General features: G+C 31.7%; 16 protein-coding genes, 2 tRNA genes, 1 pseudogene and 1 CRISPR repeat array. Of the genes and pseudogenes, 10 read left to right on the plus strand and 9 right to left on the minus strand.

Annotation, left to right across the window (positions count from 1 at the left end):
* Positions 1-154 precede the first annotated feature (154 nt).
* The 7 genes from istA to FHQ18_RS02425 all read left to right on the plus strand — a co-directional run bounded on the left by istA (position 155) and on the right by FHQ18_RS02425 (position 5,902).
* A complete protein-coding gene (istA, locus tag FHQ18_RS02395) occupies positions 155-1,636 on the plus strand; it encodes an IS21 family transposase (protein WP_149265578.1) in 1,482 nt (493 codons plus the stop codon).
* Positions 1,608-2,354, plus strand: a complete 747-nt coding sequence (istB, locus tag FHQ18_RS02400; protein WP_149265579.1) for an IS21-like element helper ATPase IstB — start codon at positions 1,608-1,610, stop codon at positions 2,352-2,354. The genes istA and istB overlap by 29 nt, the downstream gene beginning before the upstream one ends.
* 342 nt (positions 2,355-2,696) lie before the next feature.
* The gene (locus FHQ18_RS02405) at positions 2,697-3,176 is read left to right on the plus strand and encodes a PepSY domain-containing protein (protein ID WP_149265580.1); all 480 of its coding nucleotides are present in this window, start codon (positions 2,697-2,699) and stop codon (positions 3,174-3,176) included.
* Positions 3,177-3,221: 45 nt separating this feature from the next.
* Positions 3,222-3,479, plus strand: coding sequence for an SHOCT domain-containing protein (locus FHQ18_RS02410; RefSeq protein WP_149265581.1), 258 nt, complete (start codon positions 3,222-3,224; stop codon positions 3,477-3,479).
* A 4-nt stretch (positions 3,480-3,483) separates the two neighbouring features.
* On the plus strand, positions 3,484-4,935 hold the full coding sequence (locus FHQ18_RS02415) for a multicopper oxidase family protein (protein ID WP_149265582.1): 1,452 nt from the start codon (positions 3,484-3,486) through the stop codon (positions 4,933-4,935).
* 142 nt (positions 4,936-5,077) lie between these two features.
* The gene (locus tag FHQ18_RS02420) at positions 5,078-5,500 is read left to right on the plus strand and encodes a SoxR reducing system RseC family protein (protein ID WP_149265583.1); all 423 of its coding nucleotides are present in this window, start codon (positions 5,078-5,080) and stop codon (positions 5,498-5,500) included.
* 12 nt (positions 5,501-5,512) lie between these two features.
* Positions 5,513-5,902: a DUF302 domain-containing protein gene (locus tag FHQ18_RS02425; RefSeq protein WP_149265584.1), complete on the plus strand. Its 390-nt coding sequence runs from the start codon at positions 5,513-5,515 to the stop codon at positions 5,900-5,902.
* 253 nt (positions 5,903-6,155) lie between these two features.
* Here the strand turns inward: FHQ18_RS02425 and FHQ18_RS02430 are convergent, their stop codons facing one another.
* Complete coding sequence (locus FHQ18_RS02430; protein WP_149265585.1) at positions 6,156-6,491, minus strand: hypothetical protein; 336 nt, start codon at positions 6,489-6,491, stop codon at positions 6,156-6,158.
* Between the two features lie 469 nt (positions 6,492-6,960).
* Between FHQ18_RS02430 and FHQ18_RS02435 the strand changes: the two are divergent.
* Both FHQ18_RS02435 and FHQ18_RS02440 read left to right on the plus strand, forming a co-directional pair.
* A pseudogene (locus FHQ18_RS02435) lies at positions 6,961-7,283 on the plus strand (transposase); the annotation flags it as partial.
* Between the two features lie 122 nt (positions 7,284-7,405).
* Positions 7,406-7,804 carry a sigma-70 family RNA polymerase sigma factor gene (locus FHQ18_RS02440; RefSeq protein WP_149265586.1) on the plus strand — a complete coding sequence of 133 codons (399 nt, stop codon included), beginning with the start codon at positions 7,406-7,408 and terminating at the stop codon, positions 7,802-7,804.
* Between the two features lie 406 nt (positions 7,805-8,210).
* A CRISPR array of direct repeats spans positions 8,211-8,702; the repeat unit is 36 nt; unit sequence GTTGAAATTTGTTACCCTGTTCGAAGGGATTGCGAC.
* Positions 8,703-9,196: 494 nt separating this feature from the next.
* Here the strand turns inward: FHQ18_RS02440 and FHQ18_RS02445 are convergent.
* From FHQ18_RS02445 to FHQ18_RS02465, 5 genes are all read right to left on the minus strand, one after another.
* The gene (locus FHQ18_RS02445; protein ID WP_149265587.1) at positions 9,197-9,457 is read right to left on the minus strand and encodes a hypothetical protein; all 261 of its coding nucleotides are present in this window, start codon (positions 9,455-9,457) and stop codon (positions 9,197-9,199) included.
* 68 nt (positions 9,458-9,525) lie between these two features.
* Positions 9,526-10,284, minus strand: a complete 759-nt coding sequence (locus tag FHQ18_RS02450; RefSeq protein WP_149265588.1) for a hypothetical protein — start codon at positions 10,282-10,284, stop codon at positions 9,526-9,528.
* A complete protein-coding gene (locus FHQ18_RS02455; protein ID WP_149265589.1) occupies positions 10,262-10,831 on the minus strand; it encodes a hypothetical protein in 570 nt (189 codons plus the stop codon). Before FHQ18_RS02455 ends, FHQ18_RS02450 begins: the two co-directional genes overlap by 23 nt.
* Before the next feature lie 619 nt (positions 10,832-11,450).
* A complete protein-coding gene (locus FHQ18_RS02460) occupies positions 11,451-14,708 on the minus strand; it encodes a DEAD/DEAH box helicase (protein WP_149265590.1) in 3,258 nt (1,085 codons plus the stop codon).
* Positions 14,709-14,829: 121 nt separating this feature from the next.
* Positions 14,830-15,372: a hypothetical protein gene (locus FHQ18_RS02465; protein ID WP_149265591.1), complete on the minus strand. Its 543-nt coding sequence runs from the start codon at positions 15,370-15,372 to the stop codon at positions 14,830-14,832.
* Positions 15,373-15,960: 588 nt separating this feature from the next.
* Between FHQ18_RS02465 and FHQ18_RS02470 the strand changes: the two genes are divergently transcribed.
* Positions 15,961-17,079 (plus strand): Fic family protein, encoded by a 1,119-nt coding sequence (locus tag FHQ18_RS02470; RefSeq protein WP_149265592.1) that lies wholly within the window; start codon positions 15,961-15,963, stop codon positions 17,077-17,079.
* Positions 17,080-17,569: 490 nt separating this feature from the next.
* Here the strand turns inward: FHQ18_RS02470 and FHQ18_RS02475 are convergent.
* From FHQ18_RS02475 to hypD, 3 genes are all read right to left on the minus strand, one after another.
* Positions 17,570-17,643, minus strand: a tRNA-Met gene (locus tag FHQ18_RS02475).
* A gap of 36 nt (positions 17,644-17,679) precedes the next feature.
* Positions 17,680-17,756: transfer RNA gene (locus FHQ18_RS02480), tRNA-Met, on the minus strand.
* Positions 17,757-17,819: 63 nt separating this feature from the next.
* Positions 17,820-20,240: a trans-4-hydroxy-L-proline dehydratase gene (gene hypD / locus FHQ18_RS02485; RefSeq protein ID WP_149265593.1), complete on the minus strand. Its 2,421-nt coding sequence runs from the start codon at positions 20,238-20,240 to the stop codon at positions 17,820-17,822.

Consider the following 20,240-nt stretch of genomic DNA (forward strand, 5'->3'; position numbering starts at 1 on the left):
ATATATAACTTATTAATAACAATAGATTGCTTCGTCGCAAATGCTCCTCGCAATGATGTTAAAGGTACAATAATTCCCCAGTAAAAGGCCCTTAAAATTCCCCACCTGTGTATGTTAACATCCTCCAACAAATACACAGGTTGGAGGAAATAAAATGCTGGGGGTTGAAATGTATTACACAGTCCAAACACTATTAAAGCAGGGCAAAAACATTTCCCAAATAGCCAGGGAATTAGGGATCGACAGGAAGACAGTGAGAAAGATAAGGGATAAAGTGAAAGACGGCAAAGTAGAACCACCTAAATTTTCAAGAGTAAGTGTTTTAGAGGCTTACAAAGAGGAAATAATCGAATATCTTTCAGAAGGTTTAACAGCAGTATTGATCCATGAAAAATTAATAAGAGATCATGACTTATCAGTAAGCTACAGTTGTATGAAAAAATACGTTAGGAAACTAAAGGGCCCAAATGGAATTTATGTCCCTTTAATTTCCCCACCAGGCGAAGAAGCCCAAGTGGACTTCGGCTACATAGGTTATCTTTATGATAGCGAAAAAAGCAAAAAAGTAAAAAGCTGGATATTTTGCATGGTGTTATCTCATAGCAGATATAAATATTATGAGATAGTTAGGAGCCAGGACGTAGAAACATTTTTAAGATGCCACATTAATGCATTTGAATATTTTGGAGGAATACCCAAGGTAATCAAGATAGACAATCTAAAATCTGGAGTATTGAAAGTAAATTTTTATGAACCAGTAATTCAGAAAGAGTATGCAGCAATGCTTGAATATTACGGCAGTAGTCCATTTGCTTGTAAGGTGAGATATCCTCAGGAGAAAGGGAAAGTAGAAAGCGGAATTAAATATGTGAAGAATAATTTTTTCAGATCAATTCAAGAAAAAGATTATTATAAGGTCAAAGATCTTTTAAGGGAATGGCAAGAAAATGTGTGTAACAAGAGAATACATGGCACGACAAGAAAAATTCCTTTTGAACAATTTGTAGAGAAAGAGAGGAGTAAATTGTTGCCTTTACCCTCTCAGAGATACGAGGTTTATGACATATCAGAAAGAATAGTAAACCGCTATGGTCACATTACCTACAAATATAATTACTACTCAGTACCTTACAATTATATAGGCACCAAAGTAAATATTCGCTGCAATGGTAATATATTAAAAATTTACAATGAAAAATATGAAGAGATAGCAATTCACAAGGTATCTAAATCAGTAGGAGAATTCATAACAAATGAATCCCATAATCCGAAATTAAAAACTAAAGATTATGAAGCAAAATCACTCGGGATAGGAACAAATACCTTTGAATTTTATAACAGATTAAAGGGAGAAAAGCCCCATCATTATCACCGTATGATGCAAGGAATTTTCAATTTGGTGAAGAGTTATGGTGAAGAAATAGTGGAATTGGCATGTAAGAGAGCAAATGAGTTTAATTCTATTAGTTATTTGTCAGTAAAGAGGATATGTGAAACTGGTTTATATACTCAAAAAGATGCGTCATCTAAAGAATCGGTTAACTGTGGTGGTTTTTCGAATGATTTAAGCAAATATGATTTATTATCAAACCAAGGGGGTTATATCAATGAAAGAGATTTTAAGAAAACTAACTAATTTTAAATTATCCGGAATGGCGAAGACATTAGCAAGCCGAAATCAATATGCAATAGAAAACAGTTTGAGTTACCTGGATTTTCTTGAGTTGTTACTTGATGATGAGTCAGTAAACAGGCAGAATAATTCTCTTAAGAAAAGATTTTCAAAATCTAAGCTGGATTCATCCAAGACATTATCTATGTATGATTTTACTTATCAGCCTGAACTGAATAAGCAAGAAATACTTGATATAAGTAGTTGCAGATTTATAGGAGAGAAGAAGAATATAATATTCATGGGTAATCCAGGAGTAGGCAAAACACATCTTGCAAATGCCATAGGATTAGAAGCTTTAAAGAAGGGATACAAGGTTTTATTTATTCACGCCAATGACATGGTATCAAAATTAGTATCCTCGAAAGGAGATGGTAGTTATTTTAGTGTATTAAAACAGTTTTTAAGTGTGGATTTACTGATAATTGATGAGGTTGGTTTCAAGAAAATACCCTTAAACCATGTTGATGAATTTTTTGAAATAATCAGACATAGATATGAAAATAATTCTATAATCATAACTACTAATAGGTCTTTCGAAGAGTGGGGTAATATATTTGGTGATGTTGTTTTAGCCTCTGCTATCATAGATAGACTCGTACATCATGCTCATATATTTAGAATCAATGGTGAAAGCTATAGAATTAAAAGTTTACAATCTATGAAAAATACTAAAAAGTAACCGGGGAATTTTAAGGGCCCTAAGGTGGGGAATTTTACTTGACTTTGACACAATGACTAAAAACATAAAGGCGTCACCCTGAGCGTTAGCAAAGCAATCTCAATACTATCAGCATTTATAGGTTGGGTATATGACTGTAAAACATCCTTAAATCATAATCGATATCATACCTACTTTGTGTGTATTATTTACACAGTTGTGTAAAAATTACACAATTTCTAAAACAACTCTCCCCCACATCATTCTTTTATTATCAACAAGTTACACGCTTTTGGCATTTTGGCATACTTTATGCTCTTACCATAAGTGCCTACGGCAAAAAAATACTAAGGAGGTACAGATATGAAAAAGTTATTGATATTAGCAACTGTTGTAATTTTTGGAGCAACATTGGCTTTTGCTCACGGTCCTGGATTTGGCAGAGGTTATGGTTACGGTATGGGACCTGGAATGATGGGACCAGGCTACAACCAAGGCACTTTACCAGGAGCAGGATACGGAATGGGGCCTGGAATGATGGGGCCAGGTTATAATCAAGGTTTTGGATACGGACCAGGATATTGCATGGGATACGGTGCTGGCTTTCAAGGTAACGTAAAACAAATTACTGAAGATGATGCCAAAAAGTTAGTAGAGAAAATCTTAAAAGAAAACTTTAAAGGTTATAAAGTAAAAGAAGTTGAAAAGTTTAGAATGCCAATGGGAACAATGTATGAGGTTGATGTAGTAGATGCAGCTGGCAACAAATTTGAATTCCATGTAAACCCATGGGGCTTTGTAATGGGACCTTTCCCAGATAATTACGATACAGACAATGATTAAAAAAGGGGGTGCACAACATCCCCCTTTTTTAAGAGGAGGTAAGCTATGATGCATGGATTTGGTGGTGGATACGGATTTGGTTTTTTAGGAATATTTAACATGATTATCTGGTTAGTTATATTAATAGCAGTAATTTATGCAGTGTTTTATCTTATAAAAGGTTTAGCCTCAAATAAAAGCATAGAGAAATCGAGTTCATATGAAGCCTTAAACACATTAAAACAGCGATACGCAAAAGGTGAAATAACCAAAGAGGAGTTTCTCAGCATGAAAAGAGATTTGGAAAGCTGGACTAAGGAGTAGCTTTATGATTACTAGAAGAAAATTTAATGTAGGATTACTCACAACCGCTTTTTTATCAGGATTAGCGCCGAAGGTATTGTATGCGAATAGCAGAGAAGACTGGGATAATCTACCTATTCCTCCGGTACAAAAAAATGAATCTACAAAAAAGGGATATGTTAAATATACAATTAATGTACAAAAAGGATTTACTGAATTTTTTGAAGGAGTAAGAGTTCCTACTTTAGGTTATAATGGTAATATATTAGGCCCTACATTAAGAGCAAAAAAAGGTGATATTGTTGAAATAGTTGTAAATAATAAATTGGATGAGGAAACTACGGTACATTGGCACGGGATAATAGTGCCAGGAGAGATGGATGGTGGGCCTCATCAGAGAATTTTACCAGGTAAACAATGGACTGCCAAATTCATTGTTGACCAACAAGCAGCAACTGTATGGTATCATCCCCATGGAATAGGAACAACGGCTTCCCAGGTATATTGGGGGCTTGGTGGTTTGTTTATCCTTGATGATGAAGTAAGTGAGAATTTGAATATCCCAAATGAATATGGAATAGATGACATTCCCATTATTATCCAGGATAAACGATTCTTAAACGATGGAAGACTTGTGTACCTCACTAGTATGAGAGATATCATGTTTGGAATGCTTGGAAATACTGTACTGGTTAATGGTGCCATAGAACCCAAAAAAACCGTTCCAAGGGGAATTGTAAGATTTAGATTACTAAATGCTTCTAATGCTAGGAGCTATTTGTTAAAATTTGATAAACAAATACCGATTTTTCTAATAGCAACAGATGGTGGTTTTATAGAAAAACCCATAGAAATCAATAAAATCTTTCTATCTCCAGGTGAAAGAATAGAGATATTAGCCGATTTCTCAAGCATTAATGAAGGTGATATTGTTTCATTAGAAGATGGCAACTATAAGTTTCTAAAGTTTAAAATAGGTAAAAAAGGAAAAAATTACGAAATTCCACCAAGATTAGCAAACTTTAATAAAATTACTAAAGATGAATCTTTTAAAACAAGGGATTTTGTATTGAGTGGGCTTGGACACATGGTAAATATAAATGGAAAACAATTTGACATAAACAGAATAGACGAAATTGTGGAAATTGGAACAACAGAAATTTGGAGAGTTTCTGCCAATATGGGTATGCATAGAATGATGATAAATAATAACGGCAGGAATTATGTTATCCATAATTTTCATGCACACGGTGTTCTGTTTCAAGTTTTATCGAGAAATGGAAAACCCCCAGCTTTGCATGAAAGAGGATGGAAGGACACAATAGCACTGAGAGATGGAGACACAGTAGAACTCATTATGAAGTTTAAGAAAAAAGGAATTTTCATGTATCACTGCCATATACTTGAGCATGAAGATAATGGAATGATGGGACAATTTTTAGTAAAAGAAGACAAATCAAAAGGTGATTTGGTATGATAACATTATCAATTTATCTAAGATTCTTCCTTACTTTAAGCTTAGCAATAATCTTTAGTAAAATAACGAATCATCTAAATAATAGATTAATACATATACAGTCAATACGTTATCAAACCAAAAAATTTTAGAGGATAATGCTATGGGTAAATATGCAACCGCCTGTGGAAAAGTAATAAGTAAAAAACAAGATGGAAAAGTAGTTGTAGCTCTTACTCCTTCAGTTGGATGTGGTAATTGTAAATCAAAGGAATCCTGTGCTACTGCTCATGGGAAATCACATCATTTTGAGTTACAAACTGACATGAACGTGAAAGTGGGAGATATGGTAGAAATAGGAATACCTAAAAAAAGTGTTTATACTAATGGGCTACTTGTTTATATCATGCCTGTAATAATGCTATTTCTAGGCGCCCTGTTAGGAACAGTTCTTGACAAAAACTTTGCTACTAATTTTGCAACACCACTTTTTTCAATTAGTTTTTTAGTAATTTACTTTATAATTTTAAAATTACTGACAAAAAATAAAGAGAATAAACTGATAATTATAAAGATTTTATCTTAAAGGAGGACTATTATGAGTTATTATTTTAGCAAAACAATCGATAAAGATTTTGATAAAGCTGTTTTGAGTGTAAAAAAGTCTTTGAAAGAAGAAGGTTTTGGAGTTCTATTCGAACTGGATATGCAAAAGACATTTAAAGAAAAAATAGGAGCAGAAATGAACAAATATTTAATTTTAGGGGTCTGTAATCCAAATTTTGGTTTCAAAGCTTTGCAAACAGAACCAAACATTGGAACTATGATACCTTGTAATGTTGTGGTTAGAGAATTAACTGATAAAAAAGTAGAAATTTCTGCAATTAATCCTGTTGCTCAGATGAGCATAGTTGATAATGAAGAACTGATTAATTTAGCAAAGGAAATTCAAAAAAAATTAAGCAAAATCATACATCAATTAGAGTAAATTTATTCAGCATCTTTTTAGTAGTTAAAAGTTATTTTTATCTATTTTCTAGATTTAACGATTTAGAGAAATGCAAACATGATAACACAGCAATTTACTTATCAAAATTACGGTTGACCAGATATTTCTCTTACCAAACATAGGTTGGAAGAATTAATAAAAAAATGTTGTAGCCATAAATATCTATATATATTATCGACCTATTCTACCGTGAGCCAAAAGAATTAGAATAATTGATTGCTACTCAAATATATTATTTACCCTTCTGTTCTCTTTCTGAAAAATAATCATCAGCAATTTTGACAAGAAATTGTCCTATTAGCTTTGCTTGCTCTGGTACCATAATAAGTTCAGCCAATAATTGTCTAACACCATAATAATCAGACTTTTTTATTGTTTCACTAGGAATTTCACTATTTTCACTAAATTCCAATTCTGATTCATCAGGTAAAACAAAATCTTCATAGTATAGCTTAACAGAAACTAATCCATTAACATTAAGGCCACCATAGACACCGTTTATGTAATACTGCTTAAAATCTGGCGACTTTATGTATTTTATTTTCATTGTTTTATTTTCTCTATTCATTTTAGCCTCGTTTTAAAAATATAAACTATAAGTAATTTTATCATATGCATTTTCTGGCGTGCAAGGGAAATTGTGGAAAAATCTCATAAGGCTTATCTGAATGATAGAAATCTATCTTGACTATTTAGTTGATTACTTTTGATTCTACAGATTTAACTTATAGATATTGAAAGAAATTTAAAATGGCGGCACAGGGACTTGAATGGAAGGAATGGGGTTAAATAAGGTTAAATAAAATTAGTTGAAAGTAAATAATTTTTAGAATTAACAATAAATTATAGCCTATTTATAATCATTTTAATTACCGTTAATTACTGTAAAAGTGTCCGAAATATGGCTGTAAAATTACAAAAAACATCTTATGCAGGGTTAAGATATTAAGTTAACATTTTCTAAAATAAAAATATTGTTAAATCTTATTATGAATTGTAAGGAAATTAATTAGTGACTTCCATGGGAAAAAGTTTAAGATGTTTTTACATTCAGTATAGACGGTTTACTAGGTTTAAATGAAGCTATCAGGGCGGTATATCCAGAATCTGAAATTCAACGATGTATAGTTCATCAGGTAAGAAACTCTCTGAAGTTTATATCTTATAAAGACAGGAAAGAATTAGCGAGGGATTTAAAGGCCATTTATACATCAGCTACGGAAGAAACTGGAAGAATTGAATTAGATAAATTAAATGAAAATGGGGTAAAAAATATCCAAACGTAATAAAATCGTGTGAAACCCATTGGTTGGAACTTTCAACGTTATTTGCCCGTATCGCTGACATTCGGACAGTGATATCGTTTTTATTCGGACACCCGTATCGGAAACATTCGGACACCATAGCGCTACTATTCGGACACCTTGAGTTAAGCAGAACTAACCTCTAAACTCTCCCTAAACTAAACAAGGGGGAGTAACAATGAAGAGGTTAGCTATGGCATCAGTAAAAGAGGTATTACGGTTAAGATTTCAACATGGATTGTCATATCGTGCAATTAGTAGAGCTTTAGAAATTCCGAAATCAACGGTATCTGATTACTGCACCCGTTTTCAAATAACGGGATTATCGATAGAAGAAGGGTTAAAACTTTGGCTTGTAAAGGCTTATAACAGATCAGGGATAAAAACTTGTTTTGTTGATTTTAAGCCTAACATGAAAATTGAGTTTGAAGATTACGTTTTAGAAAACATAGAAAAGTTAAAACACATGACTTTTGACGAGTTAATGAAACATTTACAGGAAAAGGGCTACAGTGTAGCAAGCAATAAACTGAAGAATTTTTGGTATAGGCATTTCATTTGTAAAAAAATTAAATAAGATAAATTATCTTGTCGATTTTTTTCCAATATGATATAAAGAATATAGTGTTGCTTGACAAATGAATATTTTTTTGTGATTGGGTGATTAAAAATTAGGCAAAAATTGATGGGATGTGAAGAAATGGGAAGGTTGAAAGTAGAAAATTTAGGTAAAGTTTTTATATAGCAAGTAGTTATACGATTTTTTAAAGTTCTCTTTTGATTTTATGGCATAAAAATAAAATCCTGTACTATCAATAAATTATCTACGGTTTATGAATTGTGAACACGAAATTTTTTATTATTAATTATCAGTAAGTTATAAAAACAGGGGTATCCCCTGGAAAAGATAGCAAAAAATAAAACGGAGAACTTTAAAAATAGGTTGCTAACGTATTGTCAATTTAATATTTAAAAAATGTACTGTTGAAATTTGTTACCCTGTTCGAAGGGATTGCGACTGTTGTATCTGAGATGTCAGCAAAAAGTTGAAATGCAATAAGTTGAAATTTGTTACCCTGTTCGAAGGGATTGCGACCTTTCAAGTCATCAAGATTTAACGAATAATAAGTTTTTGGGTTGAAATTTGTTACCCTGTTCGAAGGGATTGCGACTTATTTGGTAATAACTCATTAACCTTTTCAAAATTTTCTTGTTGAAATTTGTTACCCTGTTCGAAGGGATTGCAACCCTGCTTTATCGTCATCAAAAAACAAGATGACGTATCTAGTTGAAATTTGTTACCCTGTTCGAAGGGATTGCGACTTCAATTTCTATTTCTATCACTTCATAACCAGCTTTTTTATAGTTGAAATTTGTTACCCTGTTCGAAGGGATTGCGACAATGCTTATTAAGATGTTTAAACATTCTGTCTGTTGTTGTTGAAATTTGTTACCCTGTTCGAAGGGATTGCGACCTAAAATAGTTCAGCGTTAGTTCGTTCAACGTTCAAAGTTGAGAGGAAATATTGGTAGTGATTGATAAGTTTTTTATTTAATTTTTAACTTTGAACCTTGAACGTTGAACTTTGGACTTTACTTTCCTGTTCGAAGGGATTGCAACAAGTATAAATTAGAATCAATAAGAGCTAGTGAATTTTTTATAATAACGGGAAACAATACAAAAGATGTTAAAAACCTTCAAATTAGAAATTGAGTTTAAGGTAACTGCTATACACAGATATAATAACAAACAATAATTTATTACTCATCTTTGAATTAAACAGTTATCTCCCTCTGGGTGGGCATAACTGTTTAATCTTTAGATCAGTAATTACAATCCAAAAGTAATTTCTTTTACTATCTATATCTTACTAGCCTAATACCTTAATCATTAAATTTTTTACATTTTATATAACCTCTTTCGAAAGTAATATAGTTGACACTAATACTACAATAAAAAAAACAATAATCATTGCTTTACGGGAGTATATCCTTTGGCTTTAAGACAGCTTTCAACCAACATGGGTATTTCGAAACCATATGTGCCAACTGTAGCTTTTTGTGCTTCGTATATGCACTGAGCCTTATCTCTTTCCCATTCTTCTTGGGTTAATCCCGGTTTAGTCCATATTTTTTTAGAGACACAACCTAATAATAAAAAAATAATTAAGTATATGGCAAACTTTTTGATATTGTTGATAAAAAAAACAAGAAAATTAGTCTTTATCATAACAATAAACCTCCTAAGTTTTATTAATATACTGATAATTATATTTAACAATCTACTAAAACAGTGTTTTATTTATACACTTTTTCAACATATTCCCATATGTTACGATTTGTGACTATTTCCTTAGCAGCTTCATTTAAAGAATATATTAAAGCATCTGTTGCTGATTCACCAACTTCTTTTTCAGCTTTAAGATTAAAAACCCAAGGACCTTTTCTTTGTTCTGGTGATTCTATGCTTTTTTCCCATATAATAGTTTCACCACTTCCTAAAACAACATGTATTTTAATTTTACTGATTACAGCTACTGCAAATCCTGCATAACTAAGTTGGTCATACCTAAAATGAAATTCTTCTATATTAGGTTCAATAAAAATTTTGATTTTTTTTGCTTCATGATGTGTTCTCACTAAATATAATCTTTTAAAAATTCGTGAAAATACTTGAATAGAAGCGTCTTCTAAAGCTTTTCCTAATGGAAATTCATGGGGGCGTGCACCTGCAGTAAAACTTTCTGGATGCCCTCTAAAAACATAATTCTTAGTTTCTTCACTAATCAACAAACCAGCTTCTACAGGTAGTTTTTCCTCAACGTAAAATTTATCGACTTTAGGAGACATGGGTACTTTTACTGTACATCCAAAGGTTAATAAAATTGAATTTACTGATATTATTAAAAGTATTAACCTTAAAATAACATAAATTCTCTTACATTTATTTAAATAACAAAACATCTGCTTATAGTTTTTTGGTGAAAATATTGATCTCATTATTATTGTATTTGACAAAATGATTTTAATAACTTTACCATTTATACCCAATTCCACCTGTAATACCTCTTCTATTATCAAAATCTAACATTAAAACAATACCCTTATTAATTGGGAAATATCCAATACCTGCACCATAAACACCATGGGTTTTAGAATCTTCAGATTGTGTATAGTACCAACCTGTTGCGTTTGATTGAGCTAATTCAATTTCTTTAACATATGAAATTCCACCAAGACCATAAACAAAAAAACCACTATTTTTCACAATCTCTATACCAAATTTACCAAACAACAATGTTTCTCCACCGTCATTTTTTGTACCTATATAAGTATAATCAGAATGTGGAACAGGGTAATCTAATGTGTTTTCTGGTACTTCATCATCTAAAAAAATATAACCTAAACCTACTCCATACAATGCTCTATAATGTTCATAGGTACTGATTATACCACCATCTATTGAAATATTAGCTTTATTATTTTCACCACCATATCCCCCCCCAATTGAAATGTAACCATCAGCAAACAAACTATTATTAAGGATTAACAAAAAAGCACAAATTAATAACAGATTAGTAACAAAATAAAAATTTTTTTTCATACTAACCACCTCCATAATTAATTATTGTTAAATTTATTAACTAACCAAAGATACTTCTAAAGGTGACTTTAGATACACCTCTGGCTAATTAAGCATATTCAACTGTTTGGGTTTATTTTTGTGTATTTATATTATAAAAAACTACTAATCAAACAACATACCAAATCAAACAATGTTATTAACAGCAAAATATTTTTTTTGTCAATTATTTTATCTCCTGCAGTCTCCCCGTTTTTTTCATAAAATATGGCATAGTGAACTTTTTGGGAACAGGAAATCCTCTATTGTCACCTGTTTTGGCTCATTTTTCTTTCGCTGCCGTCTATGAAAATACAATCTTTTAACACCAGCTAAAATATTTTTCACACCCCTTAAAAGTGTGTAATAAATAAACTGTCAACTTTCATATAAAATTGACCCGTTTTTTCATGAATTTTGATCCACCTCTTGTATAGATAAAATTATTTTTTACCATTTTTCTTTTTTAAAAAGCTTTATCATACGTGAACTCTTACCGTTTATTAAAAATTAATGATACAACCTATACAAAATTTAAATGGCTACAACCTTATCAAATTAAAAAATGATGATAGTGATGATTTATTTTTTCTTATATTTTTCATGATAGTAGTGCTATAAGTTCATTGATGGAGAGCTTTGTTATTTTATCGGTATTTTCCAGCATGAAATCCGCAAGCTCACGCTTTTTACTTTGAATCTCTAAGATTCTCTCTTCCAATGTGTTTTTAGCAATTAATTTATAAACGGTAACCGGTTTCACCTGACCGATCCTGTAAGCTCTATCCGATGCCTGTTCTTCAGCTGCCGGATTCCACCAGGGATCAAGATGAATAACAATATCCGCTGCTGTAAGGTTCAAACCGAGACCACCAGCTTTCAAACTCAGTAGAAAAATTTTAATATTCTTATCCTCTTGAAAACTCTCTATTATCTTTTTTCTCTCCTTCACAGGTGTGTTACCATCAAGATACGCATAATTTATATTTCTATTTTTTAACCCTTTTTCTATGATTTTTAGAAACTTAACAAATTGGCTAAAGACAAGAACTTTGTGCCCACCTTCTATAATTTCTTCAACAATTTCAAAAAATACCCTTTCTTTACTTGATTCATTTATAGTAACATCCTCATCTATTAATTTAGGATGACAACAAGCCATTTTTAATTTAACAATTTCACTTAAAATAGACATCGCATTTTTAGTTACATTGTCAATCTGCATAAGTTTCTCTTTCGCATGAAGCTGCAATGCCTGGTAAAAGCTGATTTCATCTTCTCTCAACTCATAATCTATAATCACTTCAGTTTTTTTAGGTAGCTCTTTCAATACATCACCTTTCTTTCTCCTTAATACAAATGGTTGAATAACTTTTTTCAGCAATTTCAACTGGTTAGAATTTATATCAGCAGACAAAAATTTTTCTTTAAATGTATTGTAAGACCCCAAAATCCCTTCATTTACGATATCCATTATATTCCATAATTCTGAAAGGTTGTTCTCTATCGGTGTGCCTGTTAAAACTATTTTCTGATGTGCAATTATTCGTTTTGCAATTATAGAGCGTTTTGCAGCTGGATTTTTGAGTAGATGCCCCTCATCAAAGAAAGCAACGTTGAATTTCGTATCTTCAAAAACTTTAAATCTATTAAGGAGTAAACCATAACTCACAATTACCACATCATTTCCTTTACAATTTTTTGCATCAAACGTTTTTAGATTGTTAACAATAACAGGATTTAAATTTTTTGAAAATTTTTTCACTTCCCTTGCCCAGTTATGTATGAGTGAAGCAGGTGCAACTACCAAAAAAGGAGTGTTTCCAATCACACTCTCCATAAAAACTATCGAAGTAACAGTTTTTCCGAGCCCCATATCATCAGCCAGGCAAACACCAAAATTTAACTCAAACATCCTGTTCATCCAGTTAAAAGCTTCAACCTGATAACCTCTTAACACACCACAAAATCCATCAGGAATTGCATATATCTTTTCATTAATCTCATCTATCTTTTCAGCTAACAAATTTTTTTCAAGTAAAGACGCTTTATTAGAAGATACAAAAGGTCTCAATTTTTTATGAATCAAAAACTTCCCCTTTTTAGTCTTACCAATTATCGATAGCTGTCTTAATTCATCATAGACTTTATCATCAAGTAGTAAATAATCGCCATTTTTTAGCTGAACAAAGCCGGTATCATTTTTTTCTTCAGAAATGGCTCTAACCAGGTCAAGAAACTTAATAACCTTATCCTGTAACTTAACAGAACCATCTATCTCAAAATATGAACCTGAAGCACTTTCTTTTAACTCAAAATTATCCTTCTTCACTTTGTAAACATCTTTTAAAAAAAGCTCAGAGGAAACTTCGATACTCACACCGTCAACCTGTTTTATCTCGGCGAGAAATTTTAATAATTCTTCTATTTTATCAAATTCAAGTTTTCCTTTTTTTCCATATTTACCGACTAATTTTTCAATTTCACTTTTTAGTTTTTCGTCAAGAGTAACGAAGTATTTTCTGTTATTGTAAAAAAACATGGTTGCAACATATTTTATCTCTGTAAACAGTTTTATCTCTTCAATAGGTGCATACATAAATGATATCACAAACTTATTATCAAATTTATCAACCATCACTTTTAGAGATTTACAACTGGATATTTCTTCATCGAAATCCAGTAAATTACTATCCGGTAAAAACTCAAAGTTTATTTTAAACCTTAAAGACAACTTATTAGCTATTTGGTAAATCAGATTGAAATCATCACTTTTAAAAAAATAAAATATATCATCACATTTGCTTATTAGCTTTTCTAAATTTTTTAAATAAGACGGAAGACTGTAAAATATGTAATTGTATCCGTATAAATTTTCCAAAATGACATGATTATAAAAATATCCGTTATAAAACATGATTTTCCCCCCTTCACCGTCCCTTGTTATAACTGTGAAGGGGAAACCTTCAATCAATTTTGCCTTATAAAAGTTTTTTCTGCTTTTTTTGACATAAAATTTATCATATTGAGATAACAATTTGAAAAAAGCGTAAAAGTTTCTGCTTATCAGTAATGAAGCCAGCATACCATCTTCGGTATGATAATGTTCTTTATGAATTTTTTCTAAGTAAATTTTTTTAAAACTCACTCCTCGTTTTGTTTTTGCAATTTTATGGGGGATGATTTCTTTAGTTTCTAAATCTTTAACCCATACTATTTTATCATTGTCATCTTTTATATCTATCAATTTTAAAACTTCTTCGTTAATATATTGATTTGGAAATTTAAAATTATGAAGTTGTTCAATAACACTGAAAAACTCGCTTTTAATCTTTCCGGATTTGTTTAATTCTCGACTATTGATAAATTCACCATTTAAATAGGGGTATCCCAATAAATCTTCAAAACCGTAACTCATAAATTTATTCTCATCACCAATCAAAAGTGCGTAATAAAAACCGGTAAAAATATCTCCAAAAAGATACAGATTACTAAAAAATTGAAATTTAGTTTTAATCTTTTTAATTAAATTATTGAAAATTTCTCCATTAATGCTTGAATCGGCATTAGCTAATTTCAATATTTGATTAAGCTCATCCCGTATATCATATTTCTGAAATAGTATGATCATAATGAGTTGTAAAAGACTACGCTTAAACCATGCCTTATTGAAAAAAGATTTTTTTGCATTTTGCACAACTTCCTGCAAAATTATTGTGGCTTTGTGATCATCATTTTCAAGAAGAAAGTAGAACGCTTCAGCTATTTTTGAAAAAAGAGGCTCTACATCGCTGATTCCTTTTGATAGTAGCCTCAATCCTTTTTTATCCAGTTTTATAAAAAGAAGTACTGTTAACACATACAGATAGAAATGAACGCTATAAGAGGATACATATTTTTTATTTAGATAGAAAGTTAAAAAATTTTTAATATGATCAGGATTATGTCTTAAGGTGAGGGAAATTAAAAATAGTTTTTCCTCAAGACGTTTTTTTCGAAAAAAAAAGCGGGTATTTAATTAACTCTGAAAGTTCATCATAGCTTTCCCATAAAATTTTAACACCAAGCTCAGGTATGAAATCAAGGGGTGTTACATCTCCGGTGTTTACAAGATATTTTATTACTTCTTTCAGTTTTATCAGGTCATAGGCTTTTAAATAATAGATAAGATAAACTCTCAGAAAAGTACTTTTTTTAGGCAGCAGATTATTCACCACATCAATTGCACTTTTGCCAATTCTGTCTCCCAATGCCTTAAAATAAGGGAAAATAATCTCTTTTAAATGATTCGAACTTTTAGAAACAGCTTCACTTACAAAAGAGTTGAATTGTTCATATTTCAGTAGGGCATTGGAAAACTCTTCAAAATCAACCTTTTCATCGTCCAGTAACGATATTAAATATTTTAAATTTCGTTTTACACCCTGAATAGTTTTTAAATCTTTGAATAAAATTATCCCTATAATCAATAACTCGGTAACCGATAATTCTTTTAGTTTATCCTGAAAGAAATCTTTCCCCATAATATTTCCAGCAAATCACCTTTTCCTGTTTCAATAGCAGATAATCAATAACAGATAATACCCGAATTGGCAACTTAAATTACACTCCTGGCATCACCCCATTTTTTACAAAAATATAGTTTTATTAGTCCCGAGTAAAAACATTTTTCAGATTCAAGTTCCCATAAATGCGCCATGGATGGCGGTTTTAGAGGAACTTGCCTCGCAAGTGGCACCAGACGTGCTACGAGAATGTTGGACTTGCTACAATAAAGTAGACAAAGAGTTAAGGAAATACTAAAGTAAAATAGAAAGGTAGGTTTAATAATGGTTAAAAGAAGAGTTTAACGCATTGATGATACTGAAAATTCATAAATAAAATATTCCAAAATACTGAACCACGAACACTGGAGTAAACGAGCATTAATTAATAAATATGTACAACTTTTTGCCTGCTTACAGTCTGACAGCCGAATAACCATTGTATATTTTGACAAAATTACAATATAAGTATCAAAATTATTATCAAAATTTTAAGGTTCAACTTTATAATTATTTGAAAATCCAAAAAAAGTATGTTACATTTTAATTATCAAAACAGGATAAAATATGAAAGAATATTTAACCTTTAAATCTGGAAAGTTTTATTTTACTGTTAATTATGATAAAACAATTATAGATCCATTACTTATTAAAGCCATTGTATTAAACGAAACCATTAAAGATTTGCCCATATTACCAAATTTAGCAGCACAATTTGAAACTGAACTAATGATCCGCTCTATTTTCGGAACAGCAGCAATTGAAGGTAATCCTCTTGATATAGAAGATGTTACAGCAGTTATAAATGATAATCAAATTAAGACTACATCAAAACATCAAACTGAAATCAAAAACTTACTGACAGCTTATAAATTTGTTGAACAGCTTGCAAAAACCTCAAATCCTATAATTCTTACTGAAGAAATAATTTCAAAACTTCATGAAACAATTACATCAAATTTAGACTACGAATACAATATCCCAAGAAAATATCGTACTCACATCGTAAAAGTAGGAGATAAAGCTCATGGCGGTATTTATACACCGCCTAAAATAATTGAAGATATTAAAGCACTTATGAATGTTTACATTGAGTGGATCAATAGTGATGAAATGATGAAGGTATCTCCTTTTATCAGAGGCTCTTTAGCCCATTATTACTTTTCAATTATACATCCTTTTGCTGACGGCAATGGCAGAACCGCAAGAATGATAGAAACTTTAATTTTAGAATCATCTGAAATAAAATATGTGTCAAAAATGCTATCAAACTATTATTATTCAAAAATAGATGATTATTATATTGCCTTTTCAAAAACCTTAAAACTTAAAAAAGATGTAACCCCATTTCTTAAGTTCGTATTAGAAGGAATAGTTTTATCATTAGAAGAAATTAAAAACCGTATAATTTTTATTATTAGACAATTAGCATTAAGAGATTTTTACAATCATTTATTAAATGAAAAATATATAAACAAAAGACAGCATAGTTTAATGATGTTTTTACTCAAAGAAATGAAACCCTTTACTCTTAAAAAACTTTTACTTGAAGAACCCTATAGCGTTTTATACGTAGGGAAAACAGAACAAACGGCACGCAGAGATATCAAAAAACTACTATCATTAAATTTGATCAACCAAATAAAAGGTAAAGAATATATAATTAATATCAGAAGATTAGATTAACCAAAAATATACACTAACTTAGTTCTCACTGAAAAGTGAGAACTAGTTTTTAAATAAAATTTTTATAATTTTAATAATTTTTAAATTAGTTTTCTAGCAAAAAGTTAAAGAAGAATGGCAATATTCTGAAAACAATGAAATAAGGTAATATTATAATTTTCATCCCTCAAATTAGTTTTCGTAAGAAAACTAATTTTTTCGATAACATATAGATTACAGTATTATCCTTTTTTGGGAATTTAAAGGGGGTGATAACCCCCTTTATGTTCTGTGAAAAGTATTCATAATACTGGGGGAATTTTTATGATAAAATTGAAAGAAATCAATTATTATAAATTAGTTGCCACTTTTTCAGTGGCAACTAATTTAGTGCATATTACAAAAACGTGTACTAAAAATTAAAAAATTAGCGAATATACTTATATGTTGTAAGCACGCTTGTATAATTAAGCAGAATAAAAATCTGAGATTTTCAACTTGAAAAATAAGATGGCGGCACAGGGACTTGAACCCCGGACCCTGCGGATATGAGCCGCATGCTCTCACCAGCTGAGCTATGCCGCCATATAAAAAAACCGGCGTAATGCCGGATTATTTGCTTGGTTGCGGGGGCCGGATTTGAACCGACGACCTTCGGGTTATGAGCCCGACGAGCTACCAAACTGCTCTACCCCGCGTCAGCGAATTGTTAATATATAAACATTTCACAATTTGTCAAGCACTTTTTGATGCGCATATTTTCATACTGTTTCATGTTCTGTTCTTTTTATTATCTCATCCTGCAATTTCTCATTAAGATCACAGAAATAGTCACTGTATCCTGCAACACGCACAATGAGATCTCTATACTTTTCAGGATGCTTTTTTGCATTTTTAAGTGTTTCTGCATCTATCACATTAAACTGTATATGGTGACCATCCATAGCAAAATACCCTCTTATCAACCCACATACTGCATCAATTCCTTTTTCCGTTTGCATAAATGATGGGGTGAATTTCACATTCAACAGTGTCCCTCCGGTTTTTAGATGATCCATCTTTGAAGCCGATTTTATAACTGCTGTAGGACCATTTCTATCACACCCTTGTACCGGAGAAATCCCTTCGGAAAGTGGCTCATAGGCAAATCTGCCATCAGGAGTCGCACCACATACTTCACCAAAATAAACATGACATGTAGTTGGAAGCATATTTATCCTGAACTTTCCACCAAGTTTTGTTGTCGAACGTCCATCCACACAGGCAAAAAATGACTCAAAAACTTCCCGCATTATATCATCGGCATAATCATCATCATTGCCATATTTTGGAGTTTTATTCCATAGAATCAACCTCTCTCTTTCAAAACCATCAAAATTTTTATGAAGCATCTCCATTAACTGCGCCATGGTGAACCTTTGATTTTCAAAAACATGACATTTGATTGCAGATAATGAATCTGTAATAGTACCTATCCCAACACCCTGGATATAAAGGGAATTGTATCTCGCACCACCGGCATTGTAATCCATCCCCTTTTCGATACAATCATCTATAAGAATGGATAAAAAGGGTGAAGGTAGATATTTTGCATATATCCTCTCAATAATGAGATTCCCTTTTATCTTGACATTTACAAAATATTCAAGTTGCTTCTTAAATGCATCCATAAGCTCTTCAAAACTTTTAAAAGTCTTTACATCCCCCGTTTCAATTCCAATCATTTTTCCTGATAGAGGGTCAATTCCATTATTAAGAGTCACTTCAAGCACCTTCACAAGATTAAAATAACCTGTTAGAGCATAATTCTCTTTACCAAAAGCTCCCGCTTCCACACAGCCACTTGTACCACCATTCCTTGCATCAAGCAGGCTTTTACCCTGTCTCAACAGCTCCTGAATAACTGCATCAGCATTGAAAACGGAGGGCTGGCCAAATCCTGTCTTTATTATATGCAAAGCTCTTTTAATAAACTTATCAGGGCTTTTCTTACTAACCTGAATACTTGTACTCGGTTGCAACAGCCTCATTTCCTCTATAACATCAAGGATAAGATAAGTAAGCTCATTAACTGCATCACTTCCATCCTCATTTACTCCACCAAGGTTTATTTGAGCAAAATCCGTGTATGTAGCACTCTCCTTTGCAGTTATCCCCACTTTAGGAGGTGCAGGCTGATTATTAAACTTTATCCAAAAGCATTCCAACAATTCTCTTGCCTTTTCTTTGGTAAGTGTCCCTTCTTCAATATCTTTTTTATAAAAGGGGTAAAGATGCCTATCAAGCTTACCAGGATTAAAAGCATCCCAGGTATTTAACTCTGTTATAACTCCTAAATGTACAAACCAATAATATTGCAATGCTTCATGAAAAGTCCTCGGAGCATTTTCAGGTACCCATTCACAAATCTCGGCAAGATTTAATAACTCCCCTTTTTTAACAGGATCATTCTCTTCTTTAGCAAATTCCCTCAACTTTGCAGCATGTCTTTTTGCATAGATTATTATACCTTCCGCAGCATACTTCATACCAAGCAACTGCTCTTTTTTATCCAAAGCAAAGGGATCTTTTTCAAAATCAAGTCTATTAATTCTATCTTCTATTTTTGCTATAAAATCTTTCATCCCCATTTTATAAATTTTATCATCCAGCACTGTATGTCCCGGAGCTCTCTGCTCCATAAACTCCGTAAAAATTCCAGCTTTGTAAGCATTCATCCAAGATTCATCCATCTCTCTATAAATCTTTTCTCTTATTGTTCTTCCTTTCCAAAAGGGGATAATCTCTTTTTTATAGAACTCAAATACCTCTTCGCTTACTTTATACGGCACCTTTTCTCTATCATTCAACATCTTCAAATCTTCTATAGTATGGCAGCAAACCTCCGGATAAGTGGGGGTTCCTTTCGGCTTATCCCCTCTCTCTCCCACAATTAGCTCATCTTTATCGATATAAACAGTTTTCTTTTCCATTAAATACTTAAATGCTTTCCCCCTCATAATGGGGATGGATAATTCTCTATTATTTTTATAAAATTCTGTTATTAATTTTGCTCGCTCCCCACTAATATGCTCTACTGCTTCAAGACTTTTTCTTCTGAGTCTTCTCACTCTGTCTGTGGAACCCCTTTCAAGATATTGTTCCCCTGTAGGAAAATGTAAAGTGCATGCTTTTGCTGCCAT

This window comes from Deferribacter autotrophicus (genome assembly GCF_008362905.1).
Lineage (GTDB): Bacteria > Chrysiogenota > Deferribacteres > Deferribacterales > Deferribacteraceae > Deferribacter > Deferribacter autotrophicus.